We start from the raw sequence: 15,121 nt of genomic DNA, 5'->3' as shown, positions 1-15,121 counted from the left end.
GGTTCACCGCGCGCACATGGTTACGTTCAGTCCAGGTCTTTCGGGTTGATCTCGGCGGTCTTGATGGCGCCGGATTCCACACCCCAGGCCTCCAGGATCTTCATGTAGGTGCCGTCGTCCATCAGGTGCTGCATGGCCGCCTGCACCGCCTTGGCCAGCTCGGCGTCCCCCTTCTTGATGGCGATGCCCTGCTTGACCACGCCTTCCACGCTGCCCAGATCCTCCAGGGCGTCGCCGGTCTGCGAAATCGCATAGCCGGCCACCGGCGAATCGGCGTAGAAGACGTCGGCCTTGCCGGTCGCCACCGCGGTCGCCGCGTCGGTCTGCAGCTTGCTCGGCATCACTTCCACGGCCGCTTTGCCGTCCGCCGCGCACTGCTGCTTGATCTCGTTGGCTTCCTCCTCTTGCGTGGTGCCCACCTGCACGGCGATCTTCTTGCCGCACAGATCGTTGACGTCGATGTGCTCCGGGTTGCCCTTCTTGACGGCCCAGCTCGAGCCGGCCTTGTAGTAGCTCACAAAGTCGACGGCGTCCATGCGCTCCTGCGTGATCGTCATCGCCGTGATGCCCAGATCGTATTTGCTGCCCACCGACGGCACGATCGTGTCGAATGTGGACGAAACGATCTTCGTGTCCAAGCCGAACACCTTGCCCAGCGCCTTCGCCAGGTCCACGTCGTAGCCTTCCGGCGTCTTGCCGTCGTCGCCCACGAATTCGGCCGGGGCGTACGAAAGCTCCATGCCCACCGTCAGCTCGCCGCTGTCCGCGACGCTCTTGGGCAGCATCGCCGCGATCGCGTCGTCCTTCTTCACCGTGGAAACGTCGAAACCGGCCTTCGCCTCCGCCTTCGCGTCCGTGCTTTCGTCGGTCGTGCCGCAAGCCACTGCCGTAAACAGCATCGCCGCTCCCAGTACGCCCGCCATGATCTTCTTGAGGCTCTGCACTGCCATTCTTTCTTGTTCCTCCGGTCTCATATGCGCGTCGCTATGCCGCAGGGTTCGGCGCCGTCGATTGGTTTGTATATTTATGTCATACACTGCATAAAATACAAATGTGCTCAACGCGAACACCACCGCTGCTCAATGTGTGTGGCGCGTTCGCCGGGGCGAGCGCGCCACACACATGCAGCTATATCCTACCGTGTGCGCGGGCCAAGCGCGCGCCGGTCACTGGGAGACGTCGGTGGGGTTGACCTCGGCCTTGTCAATCGCGCCGGACTGTGCGCCCCACTGCTCGAGGATCTCTTCGTAGACGCCGCTGTCCATGAGTTTCTGCATGGCCTTCTGCAGCGCCTCGGCGGTCTGCTTGTCGCCCTTCTTGACCACAATGCCCTGCTTCGTCACACCAACATCCTCGCCGAGCGCCTCAAGCTGGCCGCCGGTCTGCGTGATCGCATAGCCGGCCACGGGCGAATCGGCATAGAACACGTCGGCCTTGCCGGTGGTCACATTGGTCGTCACGTCGGTCTGCAACGCGTTCGACAGGATATCGATCGCATCCTTGCCGTTCTTGGTGCAGTCCTCGCTCATCTGCGTGACTTCCTCTTCCTGCGTGGTGCCGGTCTGCACCGCCACGCGCACGCCGCACAGGTCCGCGGTGTCGACATTCGTGGGGTTGCCCTTCTTGGTGACCCATGTGGAGCCGGCCTTGTAGAAGCTCACAAAATCGACGGCGTCCATGCGTTCGGGCGTGATCGTGAACGACGAGATACCCACGTCGTACTTGGAGCCGACCGCGGGAATGATCAGGTCGAACTTGGAGACCTGCTGGTCGGCCTTGAGGCCCAGCACCTTGGCGAGCGCATTCGACATGTCGACATCGTAGCCCACCGGCGTCTTGCCGTCTTCGGCCAGGAACTCGGCCGGGGCGTACGAGGTGTCCATACCCACGGTGAGCACGCCGTCCTGCTTCACCGAATCCGGCAGCAGCGCGGCGATCTCCTCGTCCGTCTCGATTTTGGACACATCGTATGCCTGCGGCGATGCGGTGCTGGTTTCACTGCCGGACGACGACGCTTCGTCGGACGTGCCGCATGCGGCGGCGCTCACACACAGCGCCGCGCCAAGAAAACACGCGGCGATGGACCGGAAAGACTGCTTGCTCATGGTTTCCCTCGCTGTTCGTGACCACGCTCCATGCGTGATGCATGTGTGCAGCGTAAAAATCCGATGCTACGAACAGGTTACTGGCACGAAAACATGAAACGATGCCTGCTGTACGCGACCCATGTGTGCAGCCGCCTTGTTTTCAGGCTGGGGAGGAGCATTTTCCGGGCAGAACCCAGATACCGGCCTCGTGCTGGAGCCAGTTTTCGCCCTGCATACATGGGTGATGGCCGGAAAATGCTCCTCCCCAGTCAAAATACTTTCGCCGAATGCCTCTCTTACTTGTTCTCACTGGCTGCGGACTGGTTTCGGCTTGAAAACCGCACCACAACCGAACGCCACTGGCAGTCGGCGGCATCCACCGCTCTTTCCACATTCTGTTATTGCTTTTCATCCGTTATCCACCGTTTCCACAAGCATCGCCACGATGGCTGACAACCGAGGTTGCATCCGTTAGAGTCGGCACAACATTCGGACTCATAGCGAGGAACAGGACATGCCCGGACACTTCGAGACGCCAGAGCAGCGGCAAGAACACCAATTGGAGACCTGCCTTCGATTTGAGCGATATTGCCGGCGCGCTACGGCATGCATATTCACGTTGACCACGGCGCTACGGCTGCTTGGCGTGGACTGGGATTCAGAGGCGTCTGTCGTCTCGATGCCCAGACTTCATGCCGACGTGCTCCAGATGGTTGTGAATCACCGCAACAACAAAGGTCGGGATCGGCGCGCCCTCACACGCCCCGGCCCCACACGGATCGCTCCAACCGCACTGTTTGTCAGTGGCATACCAATAGAGACCATCGAAATCGCAGAGGGTGTCACCTGCACAACACCCGAATTCACGTGGTTCATGTTCTCACGTTTTCTTGCACTTAAGGACCTCGTCATCCTAGGCGATGCGATGATGCGCAGGAACACCCTTCATGAGCCACTGACACTGGACTGTTTCGCTGACCTCATCACGCGCGTCGAGCGCCGTGCGCACTGCAATGGCATACGGCCACCCAAGGGAATCACGCAATGCCGCAAAGCCTTGGAATTGATGGAAGAGCACACTGATTCCGTCATGGAGACCGTGCTGCGTCTCACGCTCGAATGTTATGGCCTTCCTCGACCAGTGGTCAATCTTCCCGTGAGGTTGCCGGACGGGCGCCTCATCTTTTTGGACCTTGCGTTCCCCGAACCCATGGTGGCCGTCGAATATGATGGCAGGCACCATAGCGAGCAATGGGAGCAGGACTCGCTCCGGCGCTTCGCAATAGAGGCATCTGGCTGGGCCTATGTGCAAGTCATCGGTCTTGGGTTCATCACCGACTCGGATAAGCGGCACGTGGCGGAACTGGTCGGAAGGCTCATCAGCGAGCGCACCGGCAAGAACTATCTTTTGAGCACCCCGCTCCCCCTCGAGCGAGTGCCGGACAGGCGACGCGAAGCATGGAAGGCGCGTCCCTCGGGGCTTGTGGTCGCCCGCTAAGCTCCCGCAGCAACGTATCTCGGCTGGGGAGGAGCATTTTCCCGCTGGCATCCATGTATCAACCCCTTGATTACACCATTTTTCGCCCTTCATACATAGGGGCTGGCCGAAAAATGCTCCTCCCCAGCCGAGATACGTTTTAGTCACGCACTCCAACCACCCCAACACGCCTTGGAATGTGCCCACAGCGCTATTGGCCGCAAACCCCAAGAACCCCGGCATGCTCCGATACGCTTGGACTATGGCATTTTTGGTTATCTTCCTCGTGGCGCTCGCAATCAGCGCCGTCGGCTTCCACCGGTACATCTGGTTCATCTCAATTGGCTACGGCTTCTCGATCGCCGGCATCGGTTCGGCCCTGCTTATTTACTTCGGAATCCGTGGTGGCCTCACAACGGTTTCGGCCGTCATGGCGGCGCTCCTCATTGTCTATGGCCTGCGGCTTGGCGGCTACCTGCTCGCGCGCGAATACCGCAGCTCCTCCTACCATCAGGTCATGCAGCAGGCAATCGACAACGGCAACAACGTCAAGCTCCCCCTCAAGCTCCTCACTTGGGTGGGTTGCGCGCTGCTCTATGCATGTGAGGCCTCCCCAATCGCATTCCGCTTGCAGAACCATGCGGGCACCGACGCCGTGGCCATTGTGGGTGCGGCGATCATGGGCGCCGGCATCTTGCTTGAATCCGCAGCCGACCTGACCAAGAACCGATTCAAGCAGCAACATCCGCACCGTTTCTGCGACGTGGGACTGTTCCGCCTGGTGCGTTGCCCCAATTATCTCGGTGAAATCGTCACGTGGACCGGCGTCTTCGTCTCCGGTGTCTCCATCCTCAGCGGCGCATGGCAGTGGATCGCCGCCATCGGCGGGTACCTGTGCATCTGCTGGATCATGTTCGGCGGCGCCCGCCGCCTTGAACTGCGCCAGAACAAGGAGTATGGCAGCGACCCGGAGTACCATCACTACACCAAGCACACCCCGATCCTCATCCCCTTCATCCCGCTGTACAGCGTCGCGAACGCCAAGTGGCTCATCGGCTGAGCTCACGCTCGACACCGCTTGTCTTTCCACACGCAATACTTGAAGCATGACAGGCCTCACCATCCGCCGCGCGCAAGCCACCGACATCAACGCCATCATGGACATGCTGCGGCAGGTCAACGATGTGCACGCACACGGCCGCCCCGATCTGTTCATCGAAGGCAAGACGAAGTACACGCCCGACGAACTCGCGCGGATCATCGCCGATGATTCGCGCCCGATCTTCGTGGCGATCGATACCGATGGCACGTTGCTCGGCTACGCGTTCTGCGTGGATGAGGACCACACCGGCAGCAACAATCTGCAGCCGATCCGCACGCTGTACATAGACGACATCTGCGTGGACGAAGCCGCTCGCGGCAAGCATGTGGGCACCACGCTGTACAACCACGTGCTCGACCACGCCCGCGCGCACGGCTACCACAACGTGACACTCAACGCGTGGGCCGCGAACCCGGCCGCCGTCAAGTTCTACGAGCACCTTGGCATGAGCGCCTACAAATACGGCATGGAGCAGGTTCTGTAACGCTTCCGTCGCGATTGTGTTCGTTCGTGTCGACTTCTGATCCTTCGTATCGTGTCCCACAGTATCTTATGCAGTATCTTGTACAGTATCTTGTACAATATTGTGTATGCCAAGTACTTGTCACGAGAATGATTCCGACCGACCGAAGGAGCCCCCTATGCGCGCAATAACCTACAGTTCATTCCGTAATAACCTCAAAGAGAACATCCGGCAGATTCGCGAGGACGCGGAACCACTGCTAGTCACGAACAAAGATGCGGAAGACAACATCATCGTCATGAACCAATCCGATTACGACAGCCTCATGGAGACGCTGCGTATCTACCGCAATCCGGTGATGTACGAGCGCATCCGCCGTGGCATGCAGCAGGCCGCCGACGGAGATGTCGCCGAGCACAGCCTTCTGCCCGAGGACTGAAGCCCATGAAGTTGACGTGGACCGCTGACGCGTGGGACGACTACCTCTACTGGCAGACCCAAGACAAGAAGACGCTCAAGCGCATCAATGTGCTTATCAAAGACATCATGCGCAATCCATTCGAAGGCATCGGCAAACCCGAACCGCTGCAATGGGATTTCGCTGGAGCGTGGTCACGCCGCATCAGCGAAAAACACCGCATCATCTACGTGCCCAAAGCAGACAGCATTGTGGTTCTCTCCTGCCGAGAGCACTACAAAGATTCCTAATCTTTCACCCACACCGCGTGCTCACGCAGGAACGCCGCAAGTTCCTCCGCACTGCCGCGCCCGGTGACGATGTCCTGCACCCACTGGTACAGCTCGTTGCGCTCCGGCTCGCTCGCATCACACGCACGCACATCCCATCCGCGCATCTTGAGGATCGCGAGCGACATCTTGACCGCCGTCCGTTTGTTGCCGTCCGGGAAGATGTGGTCTTTCGCGAACCGCGTGGCGAAGTCCGCGATCTGCGCGAACACGTCCGCATACCGTTGTACGGGCGCAATGCCGAAGAACGTGAGGAACGTCGCGCCAAGCACCGACTGCACACGTCCCAGGATCGCCTCGTCCACCGCCGCCGGTGCGGTTGGCGTGATGTCGAGCCCCGTGCCGCGGATGGTGCCCAAATAGACTTCGAACACCGATTCGGCGAGCGCGTCCATGCGCATCTGCTCGCCGTCGAGTTCGATTGGCTCCGCGTTTGGCTCTGCCGTATGCATAGGCCGCTCCCCCCTCATCATGAACGCTCCAACAGCAGCAGCGCGTTCGGGTATTCCCGCGCCACTTCGCCCACACTGCGCGCGAGTGTGCTCGTGGGGGCGGCGGCGTGCATGTCCGCGGAGCGCACAATGCACTCGACGGTGATGCGCGCATCGCCCCGTCCACGCGCGTTCCACCATGCGCCGCCACGCGCGCTCGACATGCGGAGCAGGTCGTCGGCGGTCAGATCACCGAGCGACGCGAGCACGCGCGCGATGACGCCTTCCGCGCGCTCATCGAAGTCGGCTTCCTGCCATTCATCGCGTTGACGGATCATGCGCGAGCCGAACGTGGCGTATTCCGCCCATACAAGCGGCTCGACCGGCCCGCACTGCCCCACGCTGATCTCGTCATCGAACAGAGGCTCACCCGACTGCCGCAGAGCCTCGACCTGGCACCAGTACACGAGCAGGTTGAGTTTGAGGTTCGTCAGGAAACACGTGCCGCCGTATGCCGCGACGATGCGCCGTGCGATCTGTAGTGATTCCATCTTTCCGCCAATCAGTTGTTCCGCGTTCCCACTGTACCGTTGTATATGTTTATTCCCTTACGCCACGCGGATGCCGAGGCTCGCGGCGAACGCAGCGGCAAGGTCGGCGATCTGCTCGAGCGACATCGTGGTTCCGCGCAGATACTCCACATTCTCTATGCGGTGCAGGCGCGCGCCGCGCAGATCGACGTCGCCTACCGTGGCATGCTGCAGATTGATCGACTCGATGCGCGTGCCCGGAAACGCCACGCGCGTCAACTGCGCGCCGACGGCGTCGAATTCGTCGATCACGCAGTCGACGAACCGCACGTCGCGCCATGTGGCATCGCGCAGATTGAGGTAGCCGATGCGGCAGTCGCGCATCTCCACCGAATGCATTGACGATTCCATGGCGGCGAATGAGCCGAACCGACAGCCCGTGAACAGGCAGTCCACGAACCCCGCGCCGACCGCATGCAGCTGCGCGATGCCGCATTCCGCGAACATGGTGCGGCTGATGTGCGCACGGTCGAGCGTCAGCGCCACCGCTTGGGATTGTTCGAACACACAGTCCAGAAACATGGCGAGCAGCGCGTCGAGCTTATCCGCCCGCTGGTCGAAGAAGCGCGTAGAATCGTAGGAGCCCTCCCGTTCCAACAGCTGCAGCCGCGCTTCATGCAGATGTTCCGCGGGCGCAAAACGCGCGATGTTTGGCGCTTTGGGCTCGGCTGCGGATTGTGCGCGCTGTGCTGGTGTGCTCATGCCGACAGCCTATAGCGTTCTATAGCCATGGCTCACACACTCCAATTCTTCCACAATCACAGTGTCCACGCGCGCCGCCGGGGCATCCAGTTCCCTGCGCATGTACACCAGCTCCTGATACCCCGACACACAAGACAGGAATCCTCGCGGATTACGTCCGTATTCAACAAACCCGCGCTTGATATACAGCGCGAGCGCACGGGCATTGTCAGCAACGACCTGCAGCTCAAGCTGCGAATATTCCGCAGCCGTCGCGCATGCAATGCAGGCATCGATCAGCGCACCACCAATACCGATTCCCCAATATTGACGTATCACACTGATGCCCAGCTCAGCTCGATGCCATACTTTGCTCGTCGTTCCCACCTCCTCGACACCCGCAGATCCAACGATGACACCATCGACGACACCGACGAGTTCGATTTCGCGCTCAGACTCAAGCCTCTCTGAAAGCCAACTCCGCTCCTGCTCCACGTCAATGGCCATCTCATTCGGATACGAACGCAGAAAGTCAGTCTGTACATGCGCACGCTGCATGACGTCGAGCACTTCCTGCGCATCAGTTGGTTCGGCGTTGCGGATGACACATCGGTGTCCGTCTTTGAGAGTGACATAATGGCAGTATTTCATAAGATTTCATCATCGGTGCAGGTTCGTACAACGTCACGCGTGGATGACTACCGGGAAGAGCTCATTCGTCATCGTCGGCGGTCAGGTGTTGATACAGCTCCGCGCTCAACGGCTTTGTGAGACGCAGATCCATCTCCACGAGCCTGACCGTTTCGCCGCTGTTGTCGCGTGTCGTCTCACGCATGTTCGCACATGAGCCGACGCGGCCGACGTAGTAGTACATCTTGAGTTTCTCGGCGTCCGCCTTGCGCATGACGAACAATGGAATGAAATGCGTCGCACCCCAATCCACATCTCCCTGCCCTTGTGACATCCATTCGATCTCACGTGATTTGAAACTGCGTTTGTCCTTGCTGAACCAATGCATCTCCTGAGGATTGAGGAAGCGGTCGGCGTACTGGCTGTTCGCGTATTTGACGAACACGGGCATGTTGCCGCCCTCTTTGGGGAGCAGATAGCCGCCGACACTACTGCCGTTGATCTGCTTGGGCCATGCAAGCAGGCGTTCCACTTCGAACATCTTGTATCGGTGTTCATAGACGAATCCTCGGTCATCCTGCAGCGAATGCCCAGTTTTAGCGGATTCCTCGAGAAGATCCGCAAACCGTTTCAACCCCGTGCGTACATTGTCCACGAAGAAGCGGCGGAACGTGTCATTGTTCACGAGCCTCGCAGCAAACTCAGGAGCGAGGCTGATCCCTCCAGCACTACGCTCGATAACCGCACATTCCCCATAGGACTTCTTGGCAGCCGTGTCGAAGAATGACCAATCCAATACCCTGAGCGCCGATTCAAGCTGGGCGTCCGTATGGTACGAGGCTGGGAATCGGGTTGCAATCGCTTCTTTCAGACGTAACACTGATATCGGCGAATAGACGCCCTTATTACATGATGTGAGCAATTCATCGAGAACCACCAATTCCTGCGGGCGGATGGCAACCAAAAGAATCTCAGTGGCCATTTTGAGCCATTGTTTGCCCTGTGCGTCAACAGGCAACAATGTATGCGCGAACCCACTGCCCTGCTCCTCATCGGACAACACAGTCTCCGCCTCGCGTGCAAAGTCGAAGTAGCTGCTGTTTTTCTGCGCCATCGTCATCACCATCGACGGATCATGCCGGTATACATCTGTCAACATCGGAATGCGACCAAGCTCATTGCGCATCACGGAATACTGTTCGCGAAGCATCTTCTTATCCGACCACGACGCTGTATCCAATGATTTCAATACCTGCTTGCGTGAGATCTCATCGAAACTGATTGAAGACAGCCCCACAGCTTCGCGTTGCAAATTCTTACGGACGATATCGCTGTCGCCTGCATTTCCGTACAAGGCAACAGGAATGAGATAGTTATTCGCATAGTTGCCGATGAAATCGATGACGGTGACGCAGGTCTTGTGCGGGAACTTGCGCAGACCTCGGCCCAACTGCTGCGTGAACACGATGCTGGATTCGGTGTTGCGCAACATCACAATCTGGTTGATTGCAGGGATATCAATACCTTCATTGAATTTATCGACAGTGAAGATATAGTCGAGTTCGCCCGCTTCAAGCCGGTTCACTGCGTTCTCTACATCTTTCGGCGAGGTTTTGCCGCTGATGGCAACTGTTCGATACGGGCGTTCAGCCTGTTGATTGGTTTCCTGATTGAACAGATGGGACAACTGTTCTGCCTCGTCAATCCTGGAGCAGAACACCAGCCCAGTCACCTGTTGGCCGTAAGAGCCATATTGCTCGAGCTTGCGGATGATGTACCGCACGCGGCTCGGCTCGGTCAATTCTTCAAGCGAATATTGGATCTGCTGCTTGTCGTTCTTCGAAATGCCTTCGTTTGAATTGACACGCGAACCATTCTCCCCCAAAAATTCGTGTACGCCATAGTAATGGAAGGGGCACAGCATGTTCTCGTCAAGCGCCTTTTGCAGGCGAATCTCATACGCGATGTTGTGGTCGAACAATGCGAAGATGTCGAAACTGTCGGTTCGCTCCGGTGTCGCTGTCATACCGAGCATGAATCCGGCTTCCGAGAAATACTCGATGACAGAACGGTAATTGTTCGCACCAGAATGATGTGCTTCATCAATAAGCACGTAATCGAAGTCGTCGGGCTCGTACCATTCCTCCATATGACGGCGAAGTGTGTCTACCGATGCGAACACATACTTGGCATCGTGTTGTTTACTGCTGCCAGTGAGCAAGCCGAGTTCGGCCTCATCACAGCCGAGCACCCGCTGGTATGATTCGCGTGCGGCCTTGAGGATCGTGTCACGGTTGGCTACATACAGCATGCGTTTGGGGTGGAACTCGCGTACGTCGAATGCAGAAAGGTAGGTTTTGCCCGTACCAGTTGCGGAGATGACGATGGCACGACGCTGTCCCTCGTCACGCAACTGTCGAATGCTTGCTAATGCGTCGCGCTGCATTGCATTTGGTTCGATTTTCGCCGCACGTGCCTGCTGGAGGATTTGCGTGCGCGGAGGTGCGTAGTTCTTGAACTCCTCCTCGTACTGCGCTAACCATTCATCAGTCAACGGGACCGATTGCCTGACTTGATCCGCCAATTCCTCTTTGACCTGCTGAATCAGCTGCGCCTCACTGGTCGAAGACACACGAAGATTCCATTCACGCTGATTCTGCAACGCAAAGGACGTGAGGTTCGAACTGCCGACATACAGATTGTAATAAGCTCTTCCCTCTTCCATGCATCTGGTGAAGAGATACCCTTTGGGATGAAATGGTTGATCTTGAGCAATCGTCCCCCCTGATTCCCCACTGTCGCCGTGTTCCCAAATCAGAACCTCCACATTGGCGTCGCGTTGGAGTTTCATCAGTTCCTTGAATGCCTTGGGACTGTTGAAATAGTTTTTGGTGGAGGTAATGATCCGGTTACGTTTCCCGCTTTTCTTCGCATGATCAACGAATGCCTGATACATCGATTTCAATGCGTTTTCACTGACGAATGCCACCGAAATGTCAAAAGATTCGCTGCCCTTCAATTCCTCACGGATGGCATCCCCCATCGTGCTTCCGGGCTGATTGGAAATCAGCTTGGGCACAAACCGTTCCTCAGCAGTGTCGTTTTGCCTTATCAACCCGCTCATCACACCGTCGATGATGCTCTCATCGACGGTCTTCTGCATGTCGCGCGGTTCGGCAATCACCTCAGACGCCCAACTATTCATAATCCCCTCCGCATATGAACTCTGATTGTATGGTTTGTTGATCGGTCAGATCGTCATTTTCGAAATGTGTTCGACAGCATCGTGATCCACTGGCGCCCAGTTCAATTGCGGCATATCCGCAGGCTCTACCCAAACCATGCGTGCATGTTCCGTCAGCTTGGGCGAGCCCTCAATGAGATGGCATAGGAATGTGGTGAGCTCCACATGCCCGAAATCATAGAGATAATCGCTCGTACATACTTCCTTATCAACGTTGATTTCGCAAAGGAGCTCCTCTTCGATCTCCCGTTGAAGAGCCTGCTGCGGCGTCTCCCCCTCTTCGATCTTGCCACCGGGAAACTCCCAATATCCTGACAGCGTCTTTCCCGACCCGCGTTGCGCGCACAGCACTTTGCCATCCTTGACAATCGCAGCGCCGACGACACGGATCAGTTTTGGTTCTTCAGGTCCACCGGTCATAGTTCCCCTTATTCGCAGGCAATAGTTGGATCCAGGATACAACGCACATCCTCGCCGACACGATCTGCACCACAGATGCCAGGCTCCTCCCCTACGATGTGGGGCATGGCATCGTTCACACGCGCGCAAGGACCGCATCTACCCGCTGATTACATGCAATCAATCGAGCAAATCGACCCACAGATCATCGCGCGCACGCTTGATGAAGGCGCGGGCACCGAGCACATCGAACTGCTTGACGTGCTGTATGAACTCATGGAACGCCAACTGTACCCACACAAAGACAAATTGGACGACGACGAACACACCGAAGTGGCATGGGTACTCGAAGACGGCGCATACGCAGTCACGCGCATACGACATGACTCACCGCTCTACCGCGCGCTGTTCCAGCGATTCAATGGGAATGGTCGGGCGCTGACGGATGCGCTTGCGCCGTCGATCAACGACGAGCTCTCCGGCGACCTGTATGCGCTTATGACGCCGGAAGCCCTTGCGCAACGGGTTGCGGGCCTGTTTGCAAGTCAGTCCTGAGTGGCGGTACCGCGCGTAAGCGACGTATTGCCGCTGTTCGTCGGGTGGTTGTTCGAACCGTTGCCAATGGTGATCCACTGGAACATCGAGAATCCATGGTTGTCGATGACCATCACTTTCGCCGTGTTGCCACCTGCCTGCGATGGCTGGTTCGCAATGTTCAGCACGGTCTTGCGGTTGCCGAGCATCAGCAGCAGAAGCACTCCCAGCACGCCGAAGCACACGATGAGCAGCGTCTTGTGCTGCTCAGCCCATGTCCTGGCCGGACAGGCCTTGCACTTGTCTTCGACATCCTCGTGTTGTGCAGGCAGCATCGTCTGGGTTTCCATGCTCTGCGTCATCAGGGCTCCTCATCTCTCTTCGGCGGAATGGACGGCTCCGCCTCTCACACTCTAATGGGGAACGCCTCTGTGTTCACTAGGCGTCTTGGTGCATGGAACCGCTCTGCTCACAACCTGCCGATACGCGGCGAGCGCACATTGCCACCCAACACCGTGAAATCACTAGGCTGACGTATGTAAGCGATACCAGCTTGGAGGCGACCGTGGAATTCGTGAAATACCTGCTCATCGGCGTCAGTGTCTCGCTCGATGAACTCGCAGTGGGCACCATCAAAGGCGTGCAGGTCAAATACATGCGGCGTGTGGACCCGTGGATCACCGGACTGTATTTCGCCGTGTTCCAAGGCGTCATGCTCATCATTGGATTCTATGGCGCAAGCCTGTTTTCCAAGGGATCGAGCGCCGTCACCGAATGGATTGCCGACGGGTTGCTCATGCTCATCGGCGCCAACATGGTGCGCGAGGCGTTCAGCAAGAGCGGTGACGACGCCAAGCAGCAGGATCTGCTCTCGAAGATGGACGTCAAATCCATGTCGGTTCTTTCGCTGACGATGAGCCTGGATGCGCTCGCGGTGGGCGTTTCGCTCGCCCTCGGCCATAGGCTGGATATCTGGTGGGCTTCGCTTTCCGCGGCGCTTGTGTCGTTGGCCATCACTGTTCCCGCGATGTTCATTGGGCACAAGCTCGGGCATAAGGTCGGCGCCAAGGGCGGCACGTTTGGTGGCGCGATCCTGATTCTGCTCGGCCTCTACGAACTGCTGCAGTACTACAAGGTGTTCTGACCGTTCTTGTTAAGTGTGCCCCACTCTTTCAATACCAATTGAGCAAAACACTAATAAGTACGTGACTTCGAACGTCATCAAAATAGGGTCGCTGGTTGAACTTGGAAGGAACGTATGTTCAGAACGGCACCTGATTCTGAACATAAACGACCTCGATGTTCAGCCACGCTGGTGTTTACCGGTCTCGTGATGGGTTTGTGGCGCCTTCTTGTCAATGCGTTTTCTAGGTGGACAACTGTATCTGTGCTGGGGAGGAGCAATTTCTTGGGCAGGGGCAAGTATCACGCCTGTAGATCGGTGTGTTTTCAAGGCTTATACCGTGACACTGCCAAGAAAATGCTCCTCCCCAGCGCAGATGAATGGCGGCACTGCCTTGAATGTGCCCTTTTCCGCCATTACACACGCAACGAACGCAGCAGCGCCTTGTGTTCCGGAGTGACCCGGTAGGATTCACAGGCCTTCTGGATGGTTTTGTTGTGGGTCCACGGGTCAAGGATGCGCTTCTGCAGCACCGGCAACGCACTCTCCCACTGCTTGGCGAGCGCCGTCGCGAAATACCAAGCCCGGGCCATGTTCACGTAATACTCACTGGAAGATATACCGCCGACAAGGCGCAGATGTCTCTCCTCGAAACGGGCGTCGAGGAAATCGGTCATCAACTCGACCACGGCATACCGCACGGTATAGGTGGCGTCAGTTTGCATCCAGCGTTCCAGCTGGTTGAGCATCAACCGCGCATCCGCATCTGCGCCCGCACGGCGCAATACGCGGATGCGGATGGTGTCGGTCACGGCCCAATTGTCCGCATACGGCAGGAATCGTGCCAACTCTTCAAGTGCCTCCCCCACCGACCCGCATACGTCGCCAAGCAGGATCGCGTGCAGCATATTCTCTTCGAAGTATTTGTGGGGAAGGTCTGCGAAGAAACACTCCACTGCCGCCCCGTCGCCGCGGCGCAGATCTTTCGCGACTGCACGCAACACGGGAACACGAATGCCGATCATCGTGCTTGGGTCGACGTTCGGGATGAGTTTCGCATTGAATGCCTTGTACGCCGGGTCGGCAAGCGACTGCAGCCGGGCGCGGATCGCGGCGTTAGATGCATATTCCATGGGAGGAGTGTATCCCTCAGCACGCGTACTATGCACGCACCATCTTGAACATGCCCGTCGCCAATCAGCCGGACCATGCCCACAGGCTCATCGTTGAGTATTGCGGTGGGCATGGCGGCTGTATCGTTGTGTGGTTGGTTGTGGTTTGCGTGTAGCTCACTTCGCCTGGCGCTCGGCCAGTTCGGTCATGATGGAGACGGTCGCCGCCGAATTCATCGACGTGGCCGGAATGCCGGTGGTCGTGTGGTCGAAGCCGAAGATCATGTTGAGGAAGCCCATTGTCCTGTCCTTTCATCCGTGCGCTTGGCGCGCTGTCCGTATTGCTTGATGATTACAAGATACGGGCTTGGAACAGTGCGTCACATCGGGCTGGAGAATGAATCTGCACCCTGCACGAAGCCACCCTCAACCTTGAGGATGATACGCAGGGATGAGAGTCAGATGGTGACGGCACGACCTGTCGGTACGATTGGGAAAACC

Annotated in this window: 18 protein-coding genes; 7 read left to right on the top strand and 11 right to left on the bottom strand. The window is 57.8% G+C overall.

Annotation, left to right across the window (positions count from 1 at the left end):
* Positions 1-26 precede the first annotated feature (26 nt).
* Both PG2093B_RS03125 and PG2093B_RS03120 read right to left on the bottom strand, forming a co-directional pair.
* Entirely contained in the window at positions 27-950 is a 924-nt protein-coding gene (locus PG2093B_RS03125; protein ID WP_129897211.1) for an ABC transporter substrate-binding protein, read from the bottom strand.
* Between the two features lie 216 nt (positions 951-1,166).
* Positions 1,167-2,105 carry an ABC transporter substrate-binding protein gene (locus PG2093B_RS03120; protein ID WP_129897209.1) on the bottom strand — a complete coding sequence of 313 codons (939 nt, stop codon included), beginning with the start codon at positions 2,103-2,105 and terminating at the stop codon, positions 1,167-1,169.
* Positions 2,106-2,601: 496 nt separating this feature from the next.
* On the opposite strand from PG2093B_RS03120, the gene PG2093B_RS03115 reads away from it, so the two are divergent.
* The 5 genes from PG2093B_RS03115 to PG2093B_RS03095 all read left to right on the top strand — a co-directional run bounded on the left by PG2093B_RS03115 (position 2,602) and on the right by PG2093B_RS03095 (position 5,837).
* Positions 2,602-3,585, top strand: a complete 984-nt coding sequence (locus tag PG2093B_RS03115; RefSeq protein ID WP_129897207.1) for a hypothetical protein — start codon at positions 2,602-2,604, stop codon at positions 3,583-3,585.
* 241 nt (positions 3,586-3,826) lie between these two features.
* Positions 3,827-4,624 (top strand): DUF1295 domain-containing protein, encoded by a 798-nt coding sequence (locus PG2093B_RS03110; protein WP_129897205.1) that lies wholly within the window; start codon positions 3,827-3,829, stop codon positions 4,622-4,624.
* A 46-nt stretch (positions 4,625-4,670) separates the two neighbouring features.
* Positions 4,671-5,150, top strand: a complete 480-nt coding sequence (locus tag PG2093B_RS03105) for a GNAT family N-acetyltransferase (protein WP_129897203.1) — start codon at positions 4,671-4,673, stop codon at positions 5,148-5,150.
* A gap of 157 nt (positions 5,151-5,307) precedes the next feature.
* Positions 5,308-5,568 carry a type II toxin-antitoxin system Phd/YefM family antitoxin gene (locus tag PG2093B_RS03100; protein ID WP_095507583.1) on the top strand — a complete coding sequence of 87 codons (261 nt, stop codon included), beginning with the start codon at positions 5,308-5,310 and terminating at the stop codon, positions 5,566-5,568.
* Between the two features lie 5 nt (positions 5,569-5,573).
* Positions 5,574-5,837 carry a Txe/YoeB family addiction module toxin gene (locus PG2093B_RS03095; protein ID WP_129897201.1) on the top strand — a complete coding sequence of 88 codons (264 nt, stop codon included), beginning with the start codon at positions 5,574-5,576 and terminating at the stop codon, positions 5,835-5,837.
* Here the strand turns inward: PG2093B_RS03095 and PG2093B_RS03090 are convergent.
* The 6 genes from PG2093B_RS03090 to PG2093B_RS03065 form a co-directional block, all read right to left on the bottom strand.
* Positions 5,834-6,328: a Fic family protein gene (locus PG2093B_RS03090; RefSeq protein ID WP_242502803.1), complete on the bottom strand. Its 495-nt coding sequence runs from the start codon at positions 6,326-6,328 to the stop codon at positions 5,834-5,836. The genes PG2093B_RS03095 and PG2093B_RS03090 overlap by 4 nt on opposite strands.
* A 17-nt stretch (positions 6,329-6,345) precedes the next feature.
* The gene (locus PG2093B_RS03085) at positions 6,346-6,858 is read right to left on the bottom strand and encodes a Panacea domain-containing protein (RefSeq protein WP_129897197.1); all 513 of its coding nucleotides are present in this window, start codon (positions 6,856-6,858) and stop codon (positions 6,346-6,348) included.
* Between the two features lie 57 nt (positions 6,859-6,915).
* A complete protein-coding gene (locus PG2093B_RS03080) occupies positions 6,916-7,599 on the bottom strand; it encodes a pentapeptide repeat-containing protein (protein WP_129897195.1) in 684 nt (227 codons plus the stop codon).
* Between the two features lie 9 nt (positions 7,600-7,608).
* Positions 7,609-8,229 (bottom strand): GNAT family N-acetyltransferase, encoded by a 621-nt coding sequence (locus PG2093B_RS03075; RefSeq protein WP_129897194.1) that lies wholly within the window; start codon positions 8,227-8,229, stop codon positions 7,609-7,611.
* Positions 8,230-8,290: 61 nt separating this feature from the next.
* Positions 8,291-11,371 carry a DUF3427 domain-containing protein gene (locus PG2093B_RS03070; protein ID WP_242502820.1) on the bottom strand — a complete coding sequence of 1,027 codons (3,081 nt, stop codon included), beginning with the start codon at positions 11,369-11,371 and terminating at the stop codon, positions 8,291-8,293.
* Positions 11,372-11,458: 87 nt separating this feature from the next.
* The gene (locus tag PG2093B_RS03065) at positions 11,459-11,872 is read right to left on the bottom strand and encodes a (deoxy)nucleoside triphosphate pyrophosphohydrolase (RefSeq protein ID WP_039171469.1); all 414 of its coding nucleotides are present in this window, start codon (positions 11,870-11,872) and stop codon (positions 11,459-11,461) included.
* 105 nt (positions 11,873-11,977) lie between these two features.
* Here PG2093B_RS03065 and PG2093B_RS03060 point away from each other — a divergent pair, with 105 nt between their 5' ends.
* Positions 11,978-12,406 (top strand): hypothetical protein, encoded by a 429-nt coding sequence (locus tag PG2093B_RS03060; protein WP_242502282.1) that lies wholly within the window; start codon positions 11,978-11,980, stop codon positions 12,404-12,406.
* Here PG2093B_RS03060 and PG2093B_RS03055 read toward each other — a convergent pair.
* Positions 12,397-12,747, bottom strand: coding sequence for a hypothetical protein (locus tag PG2093B_RS03055; protein ID WP_129897190.1), 351 nt, complete (start codon positions 12,745-12,747; stop codon positions 12,397-12,399). The genes PG2093B_RS03060 and PG2093B_RS03055 overlap by 10 nt on opposite strands.
* A gap of 203 nt (positions 12,748-12,950) precedes the next feature.
* Between PG2093B_RS03055 and PG2093B_RS03050 the strand changes: the two genes are divergently transcribed.
* Positions 12,951-13,529: a manganese efflux pump MntP gene (locus PG2093B_RS03050; protein ID WP_165369689.1), complete on the top strand. Its 579-nt coding sequence runs from the start codon at positions 12,951-12,953 to the stop codon at positions 13,527-13,529.
* 395 nt (positions 13,530-13,924) lie between these two features.
* On the opposite strand, the gene PG2093B_RS03045 is transcribed toward PG2093B_RS03050, so the two are convergent.
* Together PG2093B_RS03045 and PG2093B_RS09100 are read right to left on the bottom strand one after the other, a co-directional pair.
* Positions 13,925-14,641: a DNA alkylation repair protein gene (locus PG2093B_RS03045; protein ID WP_129897186.1), complete on the bottom strand. Its 717-nt coding sequence runs from the start codon at positions 14,639-14,641 to the stop codon at positions 13,925-13,927.
* A 156-nt stretch (positions 14,642-14,797) separates the two neighbouring features.
* Positions 14,798-14,920 (bottom strand): hypothetical protein, encoded by a 123-nt coding sequence (locus tag PG2093B_RS09100; protein WP_022858543.1) that lies wholly within the window; start codon positions 14,918-14,920, stop codon positions 14,798-14,800.
* Positions 14,921-15,121 lie beyond the last annotated feature (201 nt).

The sequence above is a fragment of the Bifidobacterium pseudolongum subsp. globosum genome, assembly GCF_004155535.1.
GTDB lineage: Bacteria > Actinomycetota > Actinomycetes > Actinomycetales > Bifidobacteriaceae > Bifidobacterium > Bifidobacterium pseudolongum_C.
Note: the sequence above shows the minus strand (reverse complement) of the source record. Positions and strands in the feature narration are given on the sequence as shown.

Excerpts from the sequence above, each read along its gene's own strand:
- PG2093B_RS03125 (WP_129897211.1), bottom strand. The coding sequence starts at position 950 with ATGGCAGTGCAGAGCCTCAAGAAGATCATGGCGGGCGTACTGGGAGCG.
- PG2093B_RS03120 (WP_129897209.1), bottom strand. The coding sequence starts at position 2,105 with ATGAGCAAGCAGTCTTTCCGGTCCATCGCCGCGTGTTTTCTTGGCGCG.
- PG2093B_RS03115 (WP_129897207.1), top strand. The coding sequence starts at position 2,602 with ATGCCCGGACACTTCGAGACGCCAGAGCAGCGGCAAGAACACCAATTG.
- PG2093B_RS03110 (WP_129897205.1), top strand. The coding sequence starts at position 3,827 with ATGGCATTTTTGGTTATCTTCCTCGTGGCGCTCGCAATCAGCGCCGTC.
- PG2093B_RS03105 (WP_129897203.1), top strand. The coding sequence starts at position 4,671 with ATGACAGGCCTCACCATCCGCCGCGCGCAAGCCACCGACATCAACGCC.
- PG2093B_RS03100 (WP_095507583.1), top strand. The coding sequence starts at position 5,308 with ATGCGCGCAATAACCTACAGTTCATTCCGTAATAACCTCAAAGAGAAC.
- PG2093B_RS03095 (WP_129897201.1), top strand. The coding sequence starts at position 5,574 with ATGAAGTTGACGTGGACCGCTGACGCGTGGGACGACTACCTCTACTGG.
- PG2093B_RS03090 (WP_242502803.1), bottom strand. The coding sequence starts at position 6,328 with ATGCATACGGCAGAGCCAAACGCGGAGCCAATCGAACTCGACGGCGAG.
- PG2093B_RS03085 (WP_129897197.1), bottom strand. The coding sequence starts at position 6,858 with ATGGAATCACTACAGATCGCACGGCGCATCGTCGCGGCATACGGCGGC.
- PG2093B_RS03080 (WP_129897195.1), bottom strand. The coding sequence starts at position 7,599 with ATGAGCACACCAGCACAGCGCGCACAATCCGCAGCCGAGCCCAAAGCG.
- PG2093B_RS03075 (WP_129897194.1), bottom strand. The coding sequence starts at position 8,229 with ATGAAATACTGCCATTATGTCACTCTCAAAGACGGACACCGATGTGTC.
- PG2093B_RS03070 (WP_242502820.1), bottom strand. The coding sequence starts at position 11,371 with ATGCAGAAGACCGTCGATGAGAGCATCATCGACGGTGTGATGAGCGGG.
- PG2093B_RS03065 (WP_039171469.1), bottom strand. The coding sequence starts at position 11,872 with ATGACCGGTGGACCTGAAGAACCAAAACTGATCCGTGTCGTCGGCGCT.
- PG2093B_RS03060 (WP_242502282.1), top strand. The coding sequence starts at position 11,978 with ATGGCATCGTTCACACGCGCGCAAGGACCGCATCTACCCGCTGATTAC.
- PG2093B_RS03055 (WP_129897190.1), bottom strand. The coding sequence starts at position 12,747 with ATGACGCAGAGCATGGAAACCCAGACGATGCTGCCTGCACAACACGAG.
- PG2093B_RS03045 (WP_129897186.1), bottom strand. The coding sequence starts at position 14,641 with ATGGAATATGCATCTAACGCCGCGATCCGCGCCCGGCTGCAGTCGCTT.
- PG2093B_RS09100 (WP_022858543.1), bottom strand. The coding sequence starts at position 14,920 with ATGGGCTTCCTCAACATGATCTTCGGCTTCGACCACACGACCACCGGC.